This window comes from Mucilaginibacter sp. cycad4, from assembly GCF_034263275.1.
GTDB lineage: Bacteria > Bacteroidota > Bacteroidia > Sphingobacteriales > Sphingobacteriaceae > Mucilaginibacter.
The window spans coordinates 2,735,835-2,757,942 of sequence record NZ_CP139559.1 but is presented as its reverse complement, the minus strand read 5'-3'; the positions used below and the strand labels follow the sequence as shown (position 1 = coordinate 2,757,942).

At 42.6% G+C, this 22,108-nt stretch carries 15 protein-coding genes; 5 read left to right on the top strand and 10 right to left on the bottom strand.

Translation table 11 applies throughout. From position 1 onward, the window contains the following. Positions 1-4: 4 nt before the first annotated feature. The 4 genes from SNE26_RS10970 to SNE26_RS10955 form a co-directional block, all read right to left on the bottom strand. Positions 5-1,621, bottom strand: a complete 1,617-nt coding sequence (locus tag SNE26_RS10970; protein ID WP_321559401.1) for a carboxylesterase/lipase family protein — start codon at positions 1,619-1,621, stop codon at positions 5-7. A 211-nt stretch (positions 1,622-1,832) separates the two neighbouring features. Then, positions 1,833-2,636: a hypothetical protein gene (locus tag SNE26_RS10965; RefSeq protein WP_321559400.1), complete on the bottom strand. Its 804-nt coding sequence runs from the start codon at positions 2,634-2,636 to the stop codon at positions 1,833-1,835. A 45-nt stretch (positions 2,637-2,681) separates the two neighbouring features. After that, positions 2,682-3,725, bottom strand: a complete 1,044-nt coding sequence (locus SNE26_RS10960; RefSeq protein WP_321559399.1) for an EamA family transporter — start codon at positions 3,723-3,725, stop codon at positions 2,682-2,684. Between the two features lie 33 nt (positions 3,726-3,758). Then, positions 3,759-4,244 (bottom strand): TQO small subunit DoxD, encoded by a 486-nt coding sequence (locus tag SNE26_RS10955; protein ID WP_321559398.1) that lies wholly within the window; start codon positions 4,242-4,244, stop codon positions 3,759-3,761. A gap of 85 nt (positions 4,245-4,329) precedes the next feature. Between SNE26_RS10955 and SNE26_RS10950 the strand changes: the two genes are divergently transcribed. From SNE26_RS10950 to SNE26_RS10930, 5 genes are all read left to right on the top strand, one after another. Further along, on the top strand, positions 4,330-5,823 hold the full coding sequence (locus tag SNE26_RS10950) for a PLP-dependent aminotransferase family protein (protein WP_321559397.1): 1,494 nt from the start codon (positions 4,330-4,332) through the stop codon (positions 5,821-5,823). Between the two features lie 1,094 nt (positions 5,824-6,917). Further along, complete coding sequence (locus tag SNE26_RS10945) at positions 6,918-8,177, top strand: heparan-alpha-glucosaminide N-acetyltransferase domain-containing protein (protein ID WP_321559396.1); 1,260 nt, start codon at positions 6,918-6,920, stop codon at positions 8,175-8,177. 255 nt (positions 8,178-8,432) lie between these two features. After that, positions 8,433-10,277: a glycoside hydrolase family 9 protein gene (locus SNE26_RS10940; RefSeq protein WP_321559395.1), complete on the top strand. Its 1,845-nt coding sequence runs from the start codon at positions 8,433-8,435 to the stop codon at positions 10,275-10,277. Positions 10,278-10,298: 21 nt separating this feature from the next. Next, on the top strand, positions 10,299-11,432 hold the full coding sequence (locus tag SNE26_RS10935) for a redoxin family protein (RefSeq protein WP_321559394.1): 1,134 nt from the start codon (positions 10,299-10,301) through the stop codon (positions 11,430-11,432). 23 nt (positions 11,433-11,455) lie between these two features. Next, entirely contained in the window at positions 11,456-12,217 is a 762-nt protein-coding gene (locus tag SNE26_RS10930; RefSeq protein WP_321559393.1) for a ThuA domain-containing protein, read from the top strand. Positions 12,218-12,363: 146 nt separating this feature from the next. Here the strand turns inward: SNE26_RS10930 and SNE26_RS10925 are convergent, their stop codons facing one another. From SNE26_RS10925 to SNE26_RS10900, 6 genes are all read right to left on the bottom strand, one after another. Then, positions 12,364-15,276, bottom strand: coding sequence for a triple tyrosine motif-containing protein (locus tag SNE26_RS10925; RefSeq protein ID WP_321559392.1), 2,913 nt, complete (start codon positions 15,274-15,276; stop codon positions 12,364-12,366). 373 nt (positions 15,277-15,649) lie between these two features. Beyond that, the gene (locus SNE26_RS10920; protein WP_321559391.1) at positions 15,650-16,333 is read right to left on the bottom strand and encodes a fibronectin type III domain-containing protein; all 684 of its coding nucleotides are present in this window, start codon (positions 16,331-16,333) and stop codon (positions 15,650-15,652) included. Further along, positions 16,330-19,125 carry an MBG domain-containing protein gene (locus tag SNE26_RS10915; protein ID WP_321559390.1) on the bottom strand — a complete coding sequence of 932 codons (2,796 nt, stop codon included), beginning with the start codon at positions 19,123-19,125 and terminating at the stop codon, positions 16,330-16,332. Before SNE26_RS10915 ends, SNE26_RS10920 begins: the two co-directional genes overlap by 4 nt. A gap of 229 nt (positions 19,126-19,354) precedes the next feature. Continuing rightward, positions 19,355-20,329: a putative sulfate exporter family transporter gene (locus SNE26_RS10910; protein WP_321559389.1), complete on the bottom strand. Its 975-nt coding sequence runs from the start codon at positions 20,327-20,329 to the stop codon at positions 19,355-19,357. A 92-nt stretch (positions 20,330-20,421) separates the two neighbouring features. Then, positions 20,422-21,276, bottom strand: a complete 855-nt coding sequence (locus tag SNE26_RS10905) for a pirin family protein (RefSeq protein ID WP_321559388.1) — start codon at positions 21,274-21,276, stop codon at positions 20,422-20,424. A 119-nt stretch (positions 21,277-21,395) separates the two neighbouring features. After that, positions 21,396-22,082, bottom strand: a complete 687-nt coding sequence (locus SNE26_RS10900) for a methyltransferase domain-containing protein (protein WP_321559387.1) — start codon at positions 22,080-22,082, stop codon at positions 21,396-21,398. Between the last annotated feature and the right edge of the window lie 26 nt (positions 22,083-22,108).

Here is a 22,108-nt window from a genome sequence, read left to right as displayed (position 1 = left end):
TTACTTATGGTTTTGGTGCTGCGGCTACTATTTTTAATAATTCATCATCCGGGTGGTTTTTAACTGCGCATTGGTTATCCAGTATCATGGTTGCACCATTTTCGGCAGTGTAAGCTGGCCATTTAGGTAGTGACGGTGTATTGGGGTTGCCGGTTTTGGCAAAATTTATCCATGCGCTGCTTATTTTATCGGCAAGGGCATAGGCTTCCTTACCACCGCCGGTCATTTCCTGGCAACGGGCTATATTATTGAACTGGAAGGCAATGTCCATACAATGCATAGCCTTATACATACCACCATTTACGGGCGATTGCCAGGTAAACAGGTACATATACACCGGGGCAGCTCCGCTTACAGCTTTTTCATCAGCTTGCTTAATTGCCAGTGAACGAAAGTTGAATTCAATATCGGTATATTCTGATGGCTTTGAAATTGTTGGGTAGGCTTTTTGAGCTGCAGTAATGTAGGCATCGGTTTTATCACCGTATTTCTTTTGTAAGGCAGTCTTTAATTCATCCATGGTCTGGCTTTTAGGGCCGGGTACAAATGGCGCAAATTCATTTTTGGTGGTACCTACCAGCAGCGGAACATTTTTTGATAATTCTTTAGCTGTAGCATCTGATGGCTGGTATGGCAAAAAATCGCCATCCAAAGCTGGGCCCCATCCATTTACACCCTTACCTTCTTTCCTTAATTCGGCCGAAACTTTGCGCATAGCCTTTTTGCCTGCTTCGTTCAGTATGTCATAAGGCAGTTTCTGAAGCGAATCAACCTGCGACGGTTGAAGATGAAGCTCTTCCAGTAATGCCGCAGCTACTTTTTGAGTAACCGGTTTTTCGTTGAAGCTGGTAATATAGCTTCCGCTTTCAACAATGGCGTTTTTAAATAAACCTTTTACTGATGGTGCATTCATCAAACAGGTAACCTTACCGCCGCCGCCCGACTGGCCAAAGATGGTTACATTATCAGGATCGCCGCCAAACTGGGCTATGTTTTGTTTTACCCACTCCAGGGCCAATTTCAAATCAAGTAGGCCGGCGTTTGCAGAGCCCTTATATTTATCGCCATAGGCCGAAAGATCAAGAAAGCCCAAAATGTTTAACCGGTGATTTACCGATACCAACACCACGTCGCCTTTTTTAGCGAGGTTTTCACCATCGTACGAGGGGAGTTCAATTGATGAGCCGGCAGTAAAGCCGCCGCCATGCAGCCACACCATTACCGGACGTTTTTTGCCATCGTTCAGTTTCTGTGTCCATACATTGAGCGACTGGCAATGTTCATTTGAATAACCCAAATCGTGCTGAAAGGCAAATTCAAATTCGTCGTTAACGGTTGTGGTTGGATCGGTCGGGCATACAGGACCGTAGGTCTTTGAACTGCGCACATCTGTCCATGGCGCAGGTTTTTCAGGCGCCATAAAGCGGTCGGCTTTGGCGTAGGGGATACCTTTAAATGTAAAAATGCCATTGTGAAGATAGCCTTTTACTTTTCCGCTTTCGGTTGATGTTACAGCCACATCGTTCCCGGCAACAACTGGTTCGTTGCTGCTTTGGCAAAACGCCGTTACGGGTAAAAAGCAAATGAGTAAAAGCAGCATGAGGGTACTGTTTTTTTTCATAATTGTATTTGGTTAAATTGGTTTACACTTCGCGATCCGAAACTGGCTTCCGGAATTGAAAGATAGTTAATTACCAATTAATTGGCGAGGATATTTATCCAATGGTAATTGCTATTGTGTAAATATAACACAATGGATTAGCCAAATACAACTATATCATACTTTTTACTTTAAAAAAATTCCAGCTAAAAACGTAGTTAGTTTTATATAATCATAACCCATAGCTATCCTTATACCGTTGCATCGAAGTTTCAAATATCTCCATTGCATTACCCTCAATGTCCTGGTTTTCAAATGCGCCATAAATGGTATCAAAATCAATATTGGACGCTTTTTTGTAAGCCTTTGCAAATTCATCGCGCGGCAGCAATATGATATTTGGATAGCTGTACATGATAGCGATATGCTGTCTGCTCCGGCCTATATTAAAAGTATCGCCGCAAAGCATGGTGCCTTTGGTGGTCAGTTCCGGAACATGGAGTACACAACTGCCTGCAAAATGGCCGCCGATGTGTACTATGCTGGTCCCGTCCCAAAGCTGCATGCTGCTGCCATCCCATAGGCGGGTATGCCGGGTTTTGAATGGTACCCATTCTGCATCATTTTGGTGGATATAAATGGGGCAGTCAAACTCGGCTGCCCATTCATTCATGTTACTGTAGTAATGAGGATGTGAAAATGCTATGGCCTTTAAGCCGCCAAGGTTGTTTATAAAATCAATTGTAGGTTTATCCAAATACGGGATGCAATCCCACAAAACATTGCCGCCCGGTGAAATAAGTAGCAGCGCCCTTTGAGCTATAGCAAAATCAGGTGCTATTTTCAGGGCATATAGATGCTCATTTAGCTGAGTTATTCTAATAGTATGGCTTTTAAGTTTACTTGTATCCGTCCATTGTTGGCCGCTTTCAGGAACATACTGGCGGTCATCGGTACAAATCGGGCAAAACTCCGGCACGCCGGGATCGGCTAAAAACTGGGTGCCGCATGTGCTGCATATGATGGCTTTATTCATTGGTTGTTTTTAATTATTATAAAGCGAGCGTTCTTCAGAATGGTTTTATATCCGGTAAGCAATTTTTGCCAATGCTTTGATCTGTTCTAAATCGGAGGCGGGATTGAGGTGGTTGCAGCCATCTGCTTTTTCAACTGTGCCAATCACAGGCTTTTTAAACTGCAGTTTCCCGTATTTTGAAAGATTAACAAGCAATACGCTAAATAAGATCACAATTAACCCCAAAAACTGCATTAGCGAAATACTTTCATGTGCAAAGCAAACACCAAGTAATACGGCGATAACCGGATTTACATACGAATGCGTGCTCACCTGTGTTGCAGGCCTTACCTGCAGCAGCCATACATAAGCGCTGAATGCCCCGATTGATCCGAATATGATAAGGTAAATGATAGCCATCCATGACTGAGCCGGAACAGTAGCAAGGTCAAATCCGTTAAACTCCTGGTGAATAATAGCAGCCGGCACAAAGGCCAAACCGGCAATGATCATTTGCCAGGATGTATTTACCCTTGCCGGAGCTGTACCGCCCCGCTTTTTTGAATACAATGATCCTGCCGACCATGCAACCGGGCCTGCCAGTAATAATAGTAATCCGGTTAATTTAGCATGGTCCATAGTACCGGTAACCGATTTCAGGAAGGCTTCACCAAAAAGGAGCAGGATCCCGGCAAAGCCGATAATGAGGCCAGATATAGTTGATCTGTTTTTCAGGTTTACCCGCCAGTTAGCTTTATCTAATAGGATGAACCATATTGGGTTTACAGAAACCATAATGGCAACCATGGCGCTGGGGATATTGCGCTCAACCCAGATCACTATACCTGTAGCTACAAATAAGGTAAGCAGCCCGCAGATACCGGAGGTGATGATATCGCGCTTAACAAATATGTTATCGCCTTTAATATAGCACCAGCCAAGTAATAAAATACCCGCGGTGAAAAAACGCAATGCGCCCATCAGCATAGGGGGGAAGCCCTGAACAGCCATTTGTATAAAGAAATATGTTGAACCCCATACTATATAAACGGTAGCAAAGGCTATGATCACTAAAAGGGGCGATGCTTTTGTATTTGCTGTAGTTGCCATGATTATTTTATTGGTTAAAGATGTTTGCTGATTTTAATTGGTTTGCAATGATTGGTAAGCCATTAGCTTTTTGTTCACAATACGTGCGGCGAACCATTTATCTAAGCTCCACGAATATTGAGTCATCCCGGCCAGCAGAAAACTTGCGGCACTCAAAGTAAAAACTGAATAACCCAAAGGCGATTCGATGCCGAAGGAAACTGCCATCGCGATAGCAAAACATAAACTAAGGATACCGCTGCCGATAGCCGCCATCCGGGTGAATAAACCAAGGATGAGTAATAAGCCAAAAACGCCTTCGCCAATGGTTGCAATAGTTGCCAGCGGATTTATGATGTCATCGGGCAGGAAGCTCATCACCTGTTTGGCATAGGCTATAAAATGTTTCCAGTCGCCCCAGCCAACGTGTGGATGACCGTTTGGGCCAAACAAGCCGAGGCGGTCGGCTACTTCCCACAGGTAGCTTACTCCAATGGCTACCCTCAGGTATATAGATGATATTTTTTGATTGATATGCATAGGTTTTATTTTTTTTTGATGATCAAAAATACCATGCTTTTGGACTATACTTGTAGTCCAGAAAATAGATTAAAGATAGTCCAGTATGACGCTCATCGAAAGCTTATTAAGTGTAGATAAAAGCAGCCAGGTGCCTGTGTATTTGCAAATTAGCAATGGCATTATTAGTTATATAAGGCAGGGGACTTTAAAACCTGGTTCTGCGCTTCCTGCAAGTCGGGCATTGTCGGCATCGTTAAACGTACATCGTAAAACGGTGGTAGCCGCTTATGACGAACTTTATGCACAAAGCTGGGTTGATGTGATAGCGCGTAAGGGCATTTATGTAGCTAAAAACTTACCCGATGTTACACCCCGGCCTATTGAAAAAGCTGTTCTGAAACATAGCCTGGCAAGCAAAACCTCGTTCAAAGTTGATGATAACAGGATCAACCCTCAGCGCATGTTTGTGGACATGCCCGATGGCAATATCACATTTACCGAAGGTTTTCCCGATACCCGCATTGCGCCTGTCGACCTGATGGTGCGCGAATACAGGCGGATGGCAGGTTACCATTTTACGCATAAATACCTGATGTACGGGCTGGAACAGGGTTCCGAAAATTTAAGGAACGAACTTGCCCGTTTTTTGGGTGAAACCCGTGGCCTGCATGTAACACCTAATGATATTTTAATTACCAAAGGCGTTCAAATGGCACTTTACCTGTGCGCACAGGTGCTGATCAATAAAAATGATATTGTAATTGTGGGCGACCCAGGCTACAGTGGTGCCAATGAGGTATTTGAGCAGGCCGGCGCCCAGTTGGCATTTGTCCCTGTAGACGAATATGGTATTGATATTAATGCCGTTGAGGCTATTTGTAAAGCACAAAAGGTACGGATGCTATACGTAGTGCCGCACCATCATCAGCCTACTACGGTAACGTTGAGTTCAGAAAGGCGGATGCATTTACTCGAACTGGCTGCAAAACACCAGTTTGCCATTATTGAAGATGATTACGACTTTGACTTCCATTACACAAGCGGCCCTATTTTACCGCTGGCCAGTGCCGATTATTATGGCAATGTAATATATGTAGGTTCATTTTGTAAAACCATAGCGCCGGGTATCCGCATTGGTTTTATGGTTGCGCCGCCTAACTTTTTATTACAAGCCACCCGCTTACGCCGGCTGATTGACCGCCAGGGTGAGCACCTGCTTGAAGAAGCTATGGCGAGCCTGTTAAAGAACGGTGACATTGGCAGGCACCTGAAAAAAGCCAATAAGCTGTATCACGAACGGCGGGATATCCTTTGCAATTTGCTGCAGGAGCAATTAGGCGATTATATTTCCTTTAAAATACCGTGCGGCGGTTTTGCTATATGGGTTAAATACCTCCATGATCTGGATACGGCCGCTGTTTCAGAAAAAGCCAATGAGCTGGGACTGTCTATAGGTGCGGGACATGATTATTTTTACGATAAAACATTTAAGCACAGCTTTGTACGGATTGGCTTTGCTTCATTAAATGAAAAAGAAATGAATGAAGCAGTAAGTATCTGGAAAAAGGCTATTCTTAAATGCCTTCCAAAAGTTTAAAAGTTTGGCATAGTGGCTAAACGTCATAATAGGATGAGTTTATGAATGCCATGTCATGCTTTGGCAGTGGCTGTCAGGTTTTTAAGCGGGGGAATTTCTGCCAAAATTTGTGTTTGTCATGCTAATGACAAATTGTCGCTTAATTTTTTTCAAAATGCTAAGACCAGTAATATGTAAAAATCGGGAATGGTTTTTTTACAAAAAAATGTTTGATGAGGGATTTTCAGAACCACAAAGCAAGCTGTGAAATTAACGTGCGAAATAAATTTCTCTAAAAATAAATTTATACCCGTTTATCCATTTTTGTAAAAATAATTCGACAAAAAACGGTTTAAATATTTTTTATACCCCGATTTAAGCCTGTTTTTTTGATTCCAAAGGTAAAATCCGGATTTAAATTTGGAAAACCCCGTTTTTTGAAGGCGATTTCAAAGAAAAAACAATTTTAAAAAATGACGTTTTAGGCCCTAAAATGTTGATTATAGCGTCGAACTTTTAATGGCATGTTTTTAGCCGAAATCCTGCCAGGAATGATACAATTGTTTTTGCATCCCTGCCGCAGCATGCCTGTAGGAACGGTTGTATTTCCTGAAAACATTGTTAGTTCAGTAATTAAACATTAAAAAAATTAAAGTTATGTTAACCGTATTAGAAGTTGCCCTTTTCTTAGCTGTTATTATCGTTCCATTAATCCCTGCAAGAAAAACTGCAAAATAATTGGATATTAAAACCAGTTAATGAATGGGCGGCCCTGGGTTGCCCATTTTCGTTTTTATATAATTTGTAATCGGTCGTATGAATTGCTAAACAATTTGCTCCCGGTTTTTTCTGCCGCTTCCGAAACCTCCTTCTTTCCCGCTTTCGCTAAGTTTTTATTTATATGCAATGTTACAGGTAGTGGTGTTGTAGTGCCGTAATAATAGCATCAGATTGCATTATCGGATAGATTTGTGCTGTGATGATCCGTTGAATCTGCATCGATGCCTTATGAACCGGTTTGGCATTTGGCGGCGCAGCGAATAATATTTTATATATCACAAGCCATAATTCGTTATTTTCCGTGAAAGTTAAATGAAACCCCCTAAATAAAAAACATGCAACAGTTACCTAAGCGCCTTTTGTCAATCGATGTGTTGCGCGCGATTACTATGCTCCTGATGATATTTGTTAACGATGCCGGAGGTGTAAAGCATATTCCCGAATGGATAGACCACGCCAAAGGTTTTGAGGACAGGATGGGTTTTGCTGATACCATTTTTCCGGCATTTTTGTTCATTGTGGGCTTGTCGTTACCATTTGCAATTAATAACCGGATCAAAAAGGGAGATAGTACCAGGCAGGTGTTAGTTTATATCCTGGTACGAAGTGCGGCGCTGCTCATCATGGGTTTTTATCACGTAAACCTTGAGGAGTATAATTCATCGGCGGCATTAATTCCGAAGGCTGCATGGGCATTGGTTATTACAACTGCATTCTTCCTGGTCTGGCTCGATTATCCGGAAACCATGGCAAAGGCTAAAAGGTATACTTTGCAGATATTAGGAATTGCCATGCTGGTAGGCATGGCGGTGATTTATAAAGGCGGAGAAGATGGCGACGTACGGGGTATGGAGCCTTCCTGGTGGGGGATTTTGGGTTTGATAGGATGGGCGTACTTGGTTTGCGCTTTGATATTTTTCGCAGTTAAAGGCAAGCTGAACAGCCTTATCGTAGCATGGATAGTGCTTGCCGCTGTTAATATTTTGGCGCACTCCATATTAAAGATAAAGGTGATGCACGAAGAAACAATGGTAACCATTGCAGGAAAGGATGTTACGGGCAGTTCCTTCGGCAATGCAATTATCTTTTTAAAGCCGCTTTGGATAATCAACGATGCATCAACCATGACCTTAACTATGGGAGGTGTGGTAGTATCAGGGATCTACGCCAAATTGGTTGCGCAGGGTAAAACCCCACGTATTTGGGCTACACTGGCTGTCATCGGCATTTTGTTCCTGGTAGCAGGTTTTGTTTTGAGGCCCTATACCGAAGGGACATCCAAGATCCGTTCAACACCTGCATGGATCTTCATTTGCTCGGGCATTGCCACGTTAGCCTTTCTGATACTGATATATGTGGTAGATGTTAAAGGAAAAATAAATGCCTTTAACTGGATCAAACCGGCCGGTACCAGCACGCTAACCTGTTACCTGATCCCATATTTCCAGGTATTTATACTGGAGCTGTTCCATATTAACTATCCCGGTGTTATCAATAACGGATTGCCGGGGCTATTGCGGTCATTCCTGACGGCGGTGATCATTGTTTTATTTGTCGGATTACTTGAGAAGAAAAGATTACGCCTCAAAATTTGATTATACATGCCTATATTCTGCAATTATCAGTCAAGCTTTATTCAGTAACCATTTGGAAGCCATAACAGCGCAGCTACTGTAGCGTCATCGATGGATAGCAGCAAAGGTGACTATTGATAACAAATTGAAGTATTTAACCATGGTAGTGCTAATGTAGTGGCATAAAAATATCCGAAGGAAACTTAATCTTTTAGCTTTGACGCAGGACGCATAACCATCGTTCTTAAACCGTACGGTAATTCCTTAACTTTATATATGAGTCTGAAAAAACATATCAATATCCTGTTGAAGGCGACTGCCTTGTTCTGGTTCGGTCTGCCGCTTTTTGCACAGGCGCAAAATATTAAAGTGGTAACCAACCATGTTGGTTATGAGGACAGCAAGGCAAAACGCGCCGTTATTGTTGCTGATAGCCACCTTACATTTACTTCTTTTAACCTCGTTGATGCTGATAAAGGCAATACGGTATTTACCGGACACATCAATTACAGCGGTCCGGTGAACAAATGGAAGAATTTTGAGTTTTGGACGCTTGATTTCAGCAGTTTTACCGTGCCGGGGACTTATAAAATCCAATTCACTTCATCTAAAGGCGTAATTTCATCATACCCTTTTATCATTGGGAAAAACGTGCTCGAAAAAGCCACTATATCCGATGTAGTATATTATTTTAAAGGACAACGAAGCTCGGGCCTGTTAGATAAGGCCGATCACCATTTAGTATTATCAGGTACAACGGATACTGTTGATGCGCACGGTGGCTGGTATGATGCCACCGGCGATTATGGTAAACATTTGTCGCATTTGTCATTTTCCAATTATTTTAATCCCCAGCAAATCTCTTTAACGGCTTTTAGCCTTTTTAAAACCTACGAATTGTTAAGCGCCCGCCCAGGGACTGATTTCCGCCAGTTTAACCGGAGAATTTTAGACGAAGCCATGTATGGAGCTGATTACCTTGTGAGGATACAAGCTAAAAACGGCTCGTTCTATCGCTCTGTGTCCTCACCCGGCCCTGGTAAATTACCTAAAGACAGGGTGATCCAAGCCGATGAAGGCAATTACCGGATTAAACAAACCAAAGACCAGTCGTTTACCAAAACCACCACAGGTAAAAACTGGCGTGGTTATCAGGCCAGTTACCGTTCGGGCGCTGGGATCTCCATCGCGGCACTGGCTATGGCTTCGGCTTATCAAACATCGGGTGAGTTTAGCAATGCAGATTACCTGAAAGCTGCCGAAAATGCTTTTGCCTTTCTGGAGAAGGAAAACCCGCAAATGGACTATGATAAAAAGGAAAATATCCTTGATGACTATTGTGCCCTGAGTGCCGCTACCGAATTATACAAAGTAACTCACAAGGAAATATATAAAACCGCTGCCGAAAATCGGGCTAACAACCTGCTTAACCGCCTAAGCTCCTGGAATAAATACCAGAACTTTTGGCGCGCCGATGATATGGGCAGGCCTTTTTTTCATCCATCAGATGGTGGCTTGCCCGTAGTAAGCCTGATGTATTACTATCCTTATGCTTCTGCAGATCTGCAGGCAAAGATCAAAACGGCAGTAAGAAAATCAATGGAGTTTGAATTGACTATTACCCATGAAGTGAACAATCCCTTTGGTTACAGCCGCGAACTGGTGCAGGATACACTGGGCAACCGGCACAGCGCTTTCTTTTTCCCGCATGGCAGCGATGCCTCGCCCTGGTGGCAGGGCGAAAATGCACGACTCGGTTCAGTAGCCACCGCTGCAAGAATGGCTGCCAGCCTGTTTAAAGATGATAAGACTTTCCATGACCAGCTTTCCGGCTTTGCGATAGATCAGTTAAACTGGATCCTGGGCCTGAATCCCTTTGATGCAAGTATGCTGCAGGGCACAGGACATAACAATCCGGCTTATGGCTTTTTCGGCACGTTTGAATATACCAACGCACCAGGCGGTATTGTAAATGGCATTACTTCAGGGTTTGATAATGAGGACGATATTGATTTCAATATCCCTTATGCAGTATCAGGTAAAGATTCCGACTGGCGCTGGGCCGAGCAGTGGCTGCCGCATACCGCCTGGTACCTGCTGGCGGTGTCAACAAGTGATTAATCATAAACCATATATCTAATTATGAAGAAGTTTAAGATCAGTATATGTTTCATCCTTGGGCTGCTGTCGGCTTTGCCGATGCTTTCTTTTGCCTTTGATGAACATAAAATATTGGCGATAGGGGCACCGGCGCCTGATTTTAGTCTGCCTGGTATTGATGGCAAAACATACACATTGCAATCGTTCAAAAATGCTAAAGTGTTGGTTGTGGTTTTTATGTGCAACCATTGCCCTACATCGCAGGCCTATGAAGACAGGGTAATCAAACTAACCAGCGACTATACGCCAAAGGGAGTTAGTGTGGTAGCAATCAATCCCAATAATCCTTCCTCATTACGCTATGACGAGTTGGGCTACAGTGATTTAAGCGATTCATTTGAAGAGATGAAAACACGGGCGAAAGATAAAGGTTTTAACTTCCCATACCTGTACGATGGCGAAACCGAAGTAGCATCAAATAAATATGGCCCGGTTGCCACACCTCATATTTTTGTTTTTGATAAGGACAGGAAGCTGCGTTACAACGGCCGGATAGATGATATGGAAAACCCTGCCAAAACCCCCAAGTCACTGGATGCGCGTAATGCTATTGATGCGGTACTTGGAGGCAAAGAAATAGCAGTACCGGTTACCAAAACCTTTGGCTGCTCGGTTAAATGGGCCGAGAAAAAGGATTGGATAGATAAGGCGCAAACACAATGGGCAAAAGAGCCGGTAAAACTTGATACCATCAGCGCCGGTGGAATTGCAATAGTGGTAAAAAATCACTCAGACAGGTTAAGGCTGATTAACCTGTGGGCTACCTGGTGTGGCCCCTGTGTTGCCGAGTTTGACGATCTGGTTACCCTGAACAGGCTTTACCGGGACAGGGGCCTGGATTTTGTAAGCATCAGTGCTGATGACCCGGCTAATAAGGATAAAGCCCTGAAATTTTTACAGCGGAAGCAGTCATCAGGTAGTAACTACATTTACACAGGCGATGATAAATATAAAATGATAGAGGCTGTTGATCCTAAATGGGATGGAGCTTTACCCTATACCATGCTGGTTGACCCGGAAGGGAAGGTTGTATACAGTCACCAGGGCGCAATTGACCTGGAGGAAGTTAAAAAAGTGATCTGGAATAACCCTATGATGGGCAGGATCTATAAATAAACCATCGGCCCAAAAATATCGATATGAAAAAAATAGCCCTGATCTTCAATTTTTGCCTGTTAACCGTTATCAGTGTGTGGGCACAAAAGGCCCCGCGTTTTAAAGTAGTAGCTCTGTATGAAAACGGAGGCCATCATATTGAGTATTCAAAAGTGGCAAAAGTATGGCTGGATAAGCTGGCTGCTGATAGTAATTTTTCTGTCGATTATATTCAAAGTACTGATAGAATTGATGATGCCTTTTTAGCTAATTATCAATTATTTATCCAGTTGGACTACCCGCCGTATGCCTGGAAGGAAAAGGCCGTAAAGGCCTTTGAAAAATATATTGATGAGGGTAAGGGAGGCTGGATAGGTTTTCACCACGCAACCCTGTTGGGCGAGTTTGATGGCTACCCGATGTGGAACTGGTTCTGGAATTTTATGGGGGGAATCCGCTATAAAAACTACATAGCCACATTTGCCAAAGGTACTGTCAATATTGAAGATAACAGCCATCCGGTAATGCAAGGCGTATCACCATCTTTCCTGGTTCAGAAGGAAGAGTGGTACACTTATGACAAAGATCCACGACCTAATGTACATGTGCTGGCATCAGTAGATGAATCAACCTATGAACCTAAAGATGGTATTACCATGGGCGACCACCCCGTAGTATGGACTAACCCCGCAAAAAAAGCCCGTAATATTTACATTTTTATGGGGCACTCACCTGTGCTTTTTGATAGTAAGGATTATACCAGGCTTTTCAGCAATGCTATTTTCTGGGCTGCCGGAAATAGATGATTATATACGAAGTTAACCTGGGTTGAGTAAAAGCATTTTTTTAACGGCGGCAATATGGAGGATAGCGCTTTGTTTGATGTTTAAAGATGCTTTGTTGTGATTAGTAGTTAAAAAAATAGTAAATCTGGAAGCAGCCTTTACCCTGATTATTTAGTAACCTCTATCAAAAAATCGTATAGATTGGTTTCGGTAGCTAATCGCAGTTTTTTGCGTACCCGGTAACGGCTGATCTCCACGCCCTTCAGCGAGATGTTAAGCAGCTGCGCTATCTCCTTTGATGACAGGTTTAACCGCAGGTAAGCGCACAGCTTCAAATCAGTGGAACTTAAACCGGGGAATTTGGCTTTCATGGTGGTTAAAAAGTTATTATGCACCTGGTCAAAATACATGGAAAAGTTGTCCCAGTCATTATCACTTTTCCCGGTATCACTCAAGAGTTTAAATACGCTTCTGAAATGGTATGATGCATCTGGGATGTTAATCTTTTTGATCAATACCATCAATTCGTCTTTGATGTTGAGCAATAGTTTTCCCCTGTCAACCATTTGCATGGTTAAGGTAGCCAGCTCCTTGTTCTTGTAAGTTAGTTCGGCTTCAAGCTTTTCATTTTTAAGTGCAATTATTTCTTTATCATTCCTGTCAAGTTCAAGGCTATGGAGGTAGCTTAGCCGTTTCTGCTCCTCCTCGTGGCGTTGCTGATGTAGCTCAAAACGTTTTTGCTGTGCTTTTATGGCGATATAAACAGCGTAGGCAATGATCAGGAAATAAGCCAGGTAGGCCCAAACAGTTTGATACCATGCCGGCTCAACAATAAAAGTATAATTAACCGGTGCAGATGCTGTGCCCAAATTATTACGGGCCTTTACCGAAAACGTGTATTTGCCATAAGGAAGGTTGGTGTAATCCTTCTCCGTTTTAACCGACCATTGCGACCAATCTTTATCAAAGCCTGTCAATTTATAGCTAAACTCTTCATTGCTTTTTTGTGCGAACAGGGTAGAGGTATATTCAAAATGAAAAGAGTTCCAGTGGTTGGACAGCGAGGTAACCTGTTGCCTGTTTTGTGCTGATGCGATCCTGTTGTTTTTAACAAAATATCCTCCAAAAATCAGGCTGTCTTTTTCAGCTATAGCTTTTACTGTAGTAAGCAATACCTTGAGTTTGTTATTGGAAGATACATATTGTCGGTAATTTAAATGAAATACGCCATTGTTTGAGCCGATAAAGATGTTTTCCATATCATGGGGATAAATATACTCTGCGCCTTTTACCGTTTGCCCGGCCAGTTCAGGGAAATAAATTACCTTATAAGATGCGTTAGGCGATTTTTTACCAAAATCAATTACGCCAACCCGCTGGTTGCTGATGAACCAGATATTACCTTTACCATCTTCAGTAAGGAACTCGATTTTTGCTTTACCAAATATGGGTTTGTAAAAAACAGAACGGGTGAAGTCACCCTCGGTGATATTATACTCATAAACACCTTTTTCGGTAGCAGCTATTATTTTATTTTTAATAAAATATACATGATTATTCAGCGCCGATGGTAAGCCGCTTTTTTCGGTATATTGTGTATATCCAACTATCTTTCTCCGATCCGCAGATAGCTGCACTTTAAAAATGCCCCTGTAGGGGTGCGTTGCCCACACAAAGTTGCTCTTATCCACCGCGAGGTTCCCTAAGGATTCATAAATGCCATCTATTCTTCCTTCAAAGCTAAATCCGGTACCATTGTATTTTAAGAGCTGAAAGCCGGTATAAGTCCCCACTATCACATCCTGCGAGGCTGGGACTCCTTTCATCATCCATGCCCCCGGGCCAGGAGTAATCAGTTTAGCCTGGTTATTATCTATCTGTAAAACACCATCCTGGTGACCGGCCAATAAATGCCCGTTAATTTGTGTAAGGCTTAAAATCTGTCCTTTAGTATTTGGCACCTCTGTAAAAGTACCTGTGGCCACGCTGATATCCTTTTGCTGCGCGCCTATCGGTACGGTATATAAACCGTTTGATGTTCCGATATACAGTTTGTTGTTAAAAATGCTTACCGAATTACTTTTTACCAGGTTTTCGCGATTAGGATAAATATTTTTAACGGAAGTGTTATAATTGATAAAATCGAGCCCGTTTTCCAGTCCGAGCCATAAATTACGATCTCTGTCTAACAATACACCATGAACATTATTGTTTTGTAACCCTTGATTGTTGGAGAACTGGTCTACCAGCTCGCCTTTGCCATCAATAATAAGCAATCCTTTTGCTGATGTACCGATAGCATACCTGTCGGTGCCAATTTTTTGGATGAAGTTTATCAGGTCCGTGAACAGGATGCCATCGGTAGCAGTTGCCTTTTTTATCAGTGACGATCCTGTCATGATGAAGAGGCCATTTTTGCGGGTGGTTACCAATAAGGTGTCTTTATTAAACTCAGTAATGCCAGTGATCCTCAGCGCTGTTGTTGGCTGCTGTAGGCAGGCCTGCCAGCGGGAATCTTTAAAAACAACCAGTCCAACAGCTTTATCGTAGGCATATAACTTGCTGCCGGCCTGGTTTAACAGCATCCAGCCACCGGGTGCATCAAAGGTGTGAATGGTGTTGTTTTTCAGTTCAAAGATGCACTCGATGGTGCGGAAGAATACCTCATTATTATGGATAACAATATCCCAGATATCGGCAAACTGCCTTGCTTTTTGAGGCAGGAGCTTTTTAAGCGAATGAAATTTAAGGATGCCTGCATCGTTAGGAAAAAAGTAGCCGACTTCATCCTGTCCGCCAACGTAAATGCGGCCCAAAGCATCAATAGCCACAGACTTTATGGCGCTTTTGTTAGGCAGGGGATAAGTTTTCCAATAACTCCCGTCGAATGTAAGCAAACCCTCATCGTTGGCAAAATAAAGGATTCCGTTCTTGTCCTGTTTAATATCCGAGATCTCGCTGCCTGCGTTATAATCATTATGCGTGTAGTTTTTGATAGCAGGAGTACCAAGGGTAGTTTGAGCAAAAGATGTGCATATGAATACACGCAGAACAATAATAAATAGGATGCTTTTTTTCATTAACGGTTTCCTGGCAGGGTTTAAACCCCATTGATAATTAGTATTGCCCGGGCAAATGCAGGCCTAATTAAGGTCCGTAATTTAAGCAACATTTAACACATACCACATAGCTATATATTTCAAAATAGAGAGAGGATGCCCTGCCGGGCATCTTTTAAACCTGCAATGGATTGCTGTAGTTGTGTTGTAGTGGACCGCCTATAAAACCAAAACAGCATTGCCCCATTGTATAGCTATCAAATATCCCTAAAGGATAGGGTATGAGACAACCAAAGAATGCCCGGGAGTTTTCAGTATAATCTGTAAGGCTTCCCATACTTATTTTTCCAGGGATTAAGAAGGCGATCTAATTATTCAGGAGATGTAAAAATCTTTACTTAACCGAAAATTGGTATATCCCTGAATCAGTATAATTTCCGGCGTTATCAATAGTAACTATGCGCCAGTAATAAGTTGTGCCCGGTTTTACTGCAACCTGGTATTGACTATCAGATATATTTGATTTGAAAAGGGTGGGCGAGTTAGTATTGGAAAAGTAAATATCGTATCCCTTTATGGCGGCTCCCAGTGTGCTGCCCGTCCATTTCAGTGTGATATTTCCCGACGAAGCCGTTACGTTATCACCAAAAAGGGGTGCTGTTATTTCAGCCGGATAGGGCGGATAGCTTACTGTGCCTGCCCCGGCATTGTAAAACTTCCAGGTTTCACTTTGTGCTGTAGCTTTGGTTTTTGTTGAGGTAGATATCACATACCATGAGTACGGGGTATTGCGAAGCAGATCGGCTGTGGCCTGGGTTGATGTTACAGTTTGTTTTGTTTCAACTTTGGTAAGCAGGTTTTTTACGGCAAGGACATAGCCTTCAGCTTTATCGGCGGTTTGCCAGGTAAACGTTACGGTACTTTTATCGGTTGATATAATTGTACCCGTAGTACAGGGCTGATCTTTTAATGGCGATACCAGGCTTGTTGCAACAGGGGTAACATCGGGCGGAGGGGTTTTCTTGCTGCAACCTGCAATTGTTAATATTATAAATAAACTATATATCCAGGTTCTCATTTTTTCAAAATTTTAAAAGACTTGCCTTTTCCGTCCATTATTAGATTAAGCGAGTAAACACCGCCTGGCAAAGCCGAAAGATCCATTTGTAGCTTACCTGTCTGGTTAATATACTGATTGGTATAAACAGTTCTACCGTCAACTACATTATAGATAGTTACTGATAATTTGTTGATAAGCCCGGTACCTGTATTCACATTGAGGGCGCTTTGGAATGGGTTAGGATAGGGGATTATACGCTCATCCAGGTTTATTATTTTTTCAAAGATCCCCTGGCACAGCTTGTCGGTAGTAACTGATAATTTATTTGCGCCCGCTGTCAATGGCAGTGTAATTTGGGTGTCGGTAGTGGTATAAACCACATCGTTAAGATTTACGTTGTAACTGGCACCACCATTTAATTGCAGGTTCACTGTATTGAGTGTATTGTTAACTGTTGAATAAACTGATAGGTCGGCAGGTTCGGTAATTACCACGTTAAAGCATTGCTGATAAATTTTACCCTCAACAGTTATACATAAGCTATAGTTACCCGCTGTAAGCTTATCAATGGTTAGCTGTTTAGTAAACGGATATGTTGTGGTAAGGCCGTTAACTGTAAAGGAAGCTGTATAATTTAATTTTTGAACTGCTTCGATATTGACAGATCCATTAGCACTGCCTTTACATGCAGCACTGTTTAGTGTTAGTTTGAAGTTGTTAACGGGTAAGTTAAATTGTGTGTAAACTGTAGTGGCGGCAGAGGTTGCCCTGAACGATTTCACCGTAACCGCCACAGTATATTTACCGCCATCGGTAACTTTTAACGTTGATGTGGTGGCATTTTTTATGATCACGCCGTCTTTATACCATTGATAAGTATAACCGGCGACTGTACTTGTTGAAAGCGTGACAGAACTGCCATCAAAAAAAGTAGTGGAACCATTGGCTGTGATGGTTGGTAAATTGATGATGCTTAAAGTGCCGGGGACATAGTTAATAGTATAATTATCGGCTTTTGCACCGCTTAGCGTGATGGGATAATCACCCGGAGGTGAAGCTTTTGAAGCTGTATTAGCTATTATCGGAGCTGCACTTAAAACCGTTGCATTTTCTTTATTTACAAATCCTTTGTAGGTGATCCTGAAAGTTGGGTTATCAGTATTGTAAAACCTCGCTGTATCAACGGCAGCTATTGTTAATGGAGCTTTTTGAACGGTGATGGTCTGCGAAACTGGCGCCGCATTAAGGTATAAATCGTTGCCGGGCTGGGTAACAGTAATGGTAACGCTGCCCGGTTTGATAAAATAAATGCTATCCTTGTCGATTTTGGCTATTGTGGGATCACTGTTGGTGTATATTAAAGGAATTGTTTTATTTGTGCTGCTTACATTTAATGCCAATGCCTTGTCTCCATACGTTATGCGGGGTATAGGAGGAAAGGTTATCACCTGGCTGCCTTTAACTATTTGGATGGTTGCCACGTTTTCGCCCTTTCCGCCTGCATTGTAGCCTGCTATTCTGTAGAGTTTTACGCCTTGCAGAACCTTTGGGGTACCTGTTATTGTTCCGGTGCTGTCTAAAGAAAGTCCCTCAGGTAGTTTATCCTCAACCTGATAGCCATAAAGGTTCACTTTTCGTAGTACAAAATTTGATCCGTCGGATACAAGTAAGCCTCCCACACCATCATAAGATACGCCTAAGTTACCTGAGTACCTGGCTACAGTATCTATTCCTTCAATATAGCCTTTCTCTAAAAAGCCTGAAAGCGGAATATTGCTGCTTTGTGCGCCGGAGGGAAGAAACTTAGTTACGAATGATATTTGTCCGCATGCATATACATTGTTCAAATTATCTACCGCAACGCTGTTAGGCAAAAATAGTCCGCCGGTTGCAAATGTTGATACCGTATTATCCGTGGCAATTTTTCTTATGCTATTATTAAATTTATCCGCGATAAATAAATTTCCTTCCGAGTCGATGGTGATGCCGTAAGGAACCCGGAAAGCAGCAGTCGCACCCGGACCGTTGATGTTACCTCCGTTAAGGATTCCGGCCACCGTCGAAACGACCCCGGCAGGCGTAATTTTTCTGATCAAATTGTTGTATGAATCTGCCACATAAACATTTTCGGCCTTGTCAACGGTTAAGCCATAGGGCAGGTTAAATGAAGCCAATTGTCCTGTACCGTTGTCATGTCCGGGTTTTCCTGTTCCAGCCAGCGTCGTAACCGTACCATTGGGAGTTATCTTTCTGATTAGGTGGTTTCCGTAATCTGCAACATATATATTCCCTGAAGCTGCAATTACAAGGCCGGTAGGGTAGTTAAAAGTTGCATTTCTGCCATTGCCATCTTTTGCGCCCTGAACTTCACTGCCGGCAAATGTGGTTATCGCTCCATCGGGTGTCAATTTCCTGATAGCATTGTTGTTAGCATCGGCTATATAAATATTGCCGGCAGCATCTCTTGCCGAACTAAGTGGATTTCCTAAACGTGCATCTTTTTTATTCCCATCCACATAACCATATAGATTATTACCGCCTATTGTACTTGTTTGGGAAAATAAGCTGGTTAAAGGAATGGCGCCGCCGGTATTGGTTACTTTTAATGGTTCTATCGGTTTCCCAATTTCATAAATGTGAAGGCCGTTGCCGTAACTTATTATCGGTGCTGCGGGTTTTGCAGGCTCAGGCAGGTTTTGAATAATATTACGTGTTTTTGGTAAGGTTTCCGTTATTCTTGTTTGAGCAAATACATTACTGAAAGAGGTAATTACAAACAATAAGATTAATACGGCGTACAGTTTCTTCATATAGAAACAACTGGGAAATGATAAGGTTAAAGTTTAATATTAAAGGTATTTAATGCTAAATACGGCGTAAAAATAGATAATTTTTGCTAAACTACCTTAACACAAAAGGATTTATAATAAACAGGTTGCGAATACCTGAACTTTTGCAAAAAACAAAGATGAAGTTAAACTATCTTTTTTTTACATGTTGATATTCAATGGTGATGGAGTAATATTTAGTGCCTTATAATTAAGCTAAATGCATAACCGCATACAATGCTGCGCCAGATATCGCAATCCAAAGCGCTACTCCCTGCAAAAGCGGCTTTAACCCAACCGATACCAAAACCCTGCGCGAAAGGCCCGCCCCTATCAAGAATAGGGTAAGCGTTAAACCAGCTTTTGCTATGTTGATTATAAACGGGCTTACCACCTTTATAAGGGGTATATAGGTATTAGCAATCATAGCCAATATGAATAAGCCAATAAAATAAGGTACGCTTACTTTTTTTGACCGGTTCCTGAACAGAAAGGTGGATAGAAATGCTACCGGGATGATCCATAAAGCCCTTGCCAGTTTCACAGTAGTTGCTACTTCCAGTGCATGGGCACCATATTTACTTGCTGCACCCACCACCGAACTGGTATCATGTATGGCAATGGCGCACCATAATCCAAACTGAGTTTGTGATAAATTAAGATAATTGCCTATCAGCGGGAAAATAAACAAGGCTATTGAGTTGAGGATGAATACGCAACCTAACGCTACAGAGATTTGTTTTTCTTCGGCTTTAATAACCGGCGAAATGGCTGCGATGGCGCTCCCTCCGCAAATGGCTGTACCTGAAGCGATCAAAAAAGATGTCTTTTTCTCGATGTTTAGCCATTTGCCCATGAGTGTACCGAAGAGCAAAGTTCCGGTTATGGAAGCGATGGTAAACAGGATACCTTCCTTGCCGGCTTGCAATGCGCTGTGTACATTCATGCCGAAACCTAAGCCTACTACTGAAACCTGCAATAAAATATGGGTTGCTCTATGATTAACGTGCAGATAGGGGTGGCCGGAACATTGCGCTATTACCAAGCCCAAAAGCAATGCTACTGCCGGGCTCATAAAAGGCATCAGGCACAATACAATACAAACTGCGAATATAATTTTGCGGGCATTTTCATTGATATTCAATAGCAGGCCGCCGGTATTGTTTAATTGATGTGGGGTATTCATTTCCTTTGTTTTGATGATACAAAGGTGTATGAAATTATCGCCGGGTTCTTATCATAAAGTGCAATCTCTGATAACCAAAAGTTATTATGGATCTAATAGTTCAATGTACCGAACACGCCGTTTTGGTAATCGGCAAGCGCTTGCTCAATTTCTGCGGGCGTATTCATTACAAAATTATCTTTAGCTGATACCGGTTCATTAATCGGCTCTGCAGAGAGGAATAATACCTGCGAATCTTCGGTCGCCTTTACAGAGATCTTGTCATTGTCTTTTTCAAACACAATGAGGTTAAATTGAGTAACGGTTGTACCGTTTACATCAACGCTTCCTTTTATAATATAAAGTAATGTCCAGTAGCCAGGTGTCGCTTTGAAATTTACCTCTTTACCTGCCGCCATCTTTCCTACGATGGAAATAACCGGGGTGAAGTTTTGGATAGGTCCGGTTTTGCCCCCATATTCGCCGCTGGCAAGGTTAAAATCGAGGCCTTCACCTGCAAATACTTTGGGTAATTGGTCTGCATTGGCCGATTGGTAAAACGGCTCATCCCATTTTTTACTTTTGGGGGCATTGATCCAAAGCTGAATGAGTTCCTGAACGCCGCCTTTTTGCAGCAGTTCCGGAGTGGGGCCTTCACTATGCATAATGCCTTTGCCTGCAAACATCCATTGCACACCACCAGCTTTGATGATCTCGTCGTTACCCGCATTGTCCTTATGGTAACCTTCGCCCTGCAGCATAATGGTATAAGGGCTAAAACCACGATGCGGATGCGGATGGATCCGTAAGGTTTGGCCGGGTTCTATTACTTCGGGGCCCATGTGGTGCAATACAATAAAAGGATTTGCAAAGCGAAAATCCTTGTGTGGCAAAGGCTGGCGAACAGTTTCTTCGGCAGTGATCTTCTTTTCCCTGCCGGCGAGGATATGGGTAATGGCTTTCTTCATTGGTTGATTCGCTTTAGGCAAAAATAGCTTATTGATCTGATTTGGCCTCCTCTAAATCTCCCACGGTTGAGAGACTTTTTTAAGGCCCTCTCTTCCGGGGAGGGTTGGGTGGGGCTTATTTACTTTTGCGTCAACCTTACCAGGTATTGTTTAAACTCATCCTCCAGCAAAACTTCCATGCCAAAACCGGCTTCGTTAACAATAGGTTCTAATGTTTTTTCATCAACATATAACCATGGGAACCAGTCGGTTTTTTGGCGATTGTATTGGTATTGGTAAAGCAGCTCTCCGTAATAGCCGTTCTCAGGCAAGCCATCTTCGTACAAATAAGCGATATCCGATGAGTCGAACAGGACCTGCCCGCCGGGATTAAGCAACAGTTTAATGTGTTGTAAAAATACTTTCAGGTTTTCAAGCGTCCCGGTAAGGCCAATCCCGTTCATGAGCAAAAGCAGGGTATCGTACTTGTGTTCGTCATAAACAAAAATATCACCTTTAATTACTTTGTTTACATTGCGCAGTTTCATTACCTCACAGGCTAACGGGGAAATATCAAGTGCGGTGCAATCAAAGCCACGTTGCTGCAATACTAAAGCATGACTGCCCGCACCTGCGCCAATATCCAGTACGGTTCCGCGGCATTCGTTCATGGCCAGCCATTCAATATCGGGCATGTCATCCTCATCCCTAAAGTAAATATCAATGGGCATTTCCTCTTTAGGGCCATATTGATTATTGATCCAAAGTTTATGATTAGCTGATTGATGATAATGATCATGTATGGCCTGTCCCAGTATATCTTTCATGTGCCCAAAAGTATGAATTGAAAGTT

Coding starts and splice junctions, on each gene's coding strand:
- SNE26_RS10970 (WP_321559401.1), bottom strand. CDS start 1,621: ATGAAAAAAAACAGTACCCTCATGCTGCTTTTACTCATTTGCTTTTTA.
- SNE26_RS10965 (WP_321559400.1), bottom strand. CDS start 2,636: ATGAATAAAGCCATCATATGCAGCACATGCGGCACCCAGTTTTTAGCC.
- SNE26_RS10960 (WP_321559399.1), bottom strand. CDS start 3,725: ATGGCAACTACAGCAAATACAAAAGCATCGCCCCTTTTAGTGATCATA.
- SNE26_RS10955 (WP_321559398.1), bottom strand. CDS start 4,244: ATGCATATCAATCAAAAAATATCATCTATATACCTGAGGGTAGCCATT.
- SNE26_RS10950 (WP_321559397.1), top strand. CDS start 4,330: ATGACGCTCATCGAAAGCTTATTAAGTGTAGATAAAAGCAGCCAGGTG.
- SNE26_RS10945 (WP_321559396.1), top strand. CDS start 6,918: ATGCAACAGTTACCTAAGCGCCTTTTGTCAATCGATGTGTTGCGCGCG.
- SNE26_RS10940 (WP_321559395.1), top strand. CDS start 8,433: ATGAGTCTGAAAAAACATATCAATATCCTGTTGAAGGCGACTGCCTTG.
- SNE26_RS10935 (WP_321559394.1), top strand. CDS start 10,299: ATGAAGAAGTTTAAGATCAGTATATGTTTCATCCTTGGGCTGCTGTCG.
- SNE26_RS10930 (WP_321559393.1), top strand. CDS start 11,456: ATGAAAAAAATAGCCCTGATCTTCAATTTTTGCCTGTTAACCGTTATC.
- SNE26_RS10925 (WP_321559392.1), bottom strand. CDS start 15,276: ATGAAAAAAAGCATCCTATTTATTATTGTTCTGCGTGTATTCATATGC.
- SNE26_RS10920 (WP_321559391.1), bottom strand. CDS start 16,333: ATGAGAACCTGGATATATAGTTTATTTATAATATTAACAATTGCAGGT.
- SNE26_RS10915 (WP_321559390.1), bottom strand. CDS start 19,125: ATGAAGAAACTGTACGCCGTATTAATCTTATTGTTTGTAATTACCTCT.
- SNE26_RS10910 (WP_321559389.1), bottom strand. CDS start 20,329: ATGAATACCCCACATCAATTAAACAATACCGGCGGCCTGCTATTGAAT.
- SNE26_RS10905 (WP_321559388.1), bottom strand. CDS start 21,276: ATGAAGAAAGCCATTACCCATATCCTCGCCGGCAGGGAAAAGAAGATC.
- SNE26_RS10900 (WP_321559387.1), bottom strand. CDS start 22,082: ATGAAAGATATACTGGGACAGGCCATACATGATCATTATCATCAATCA.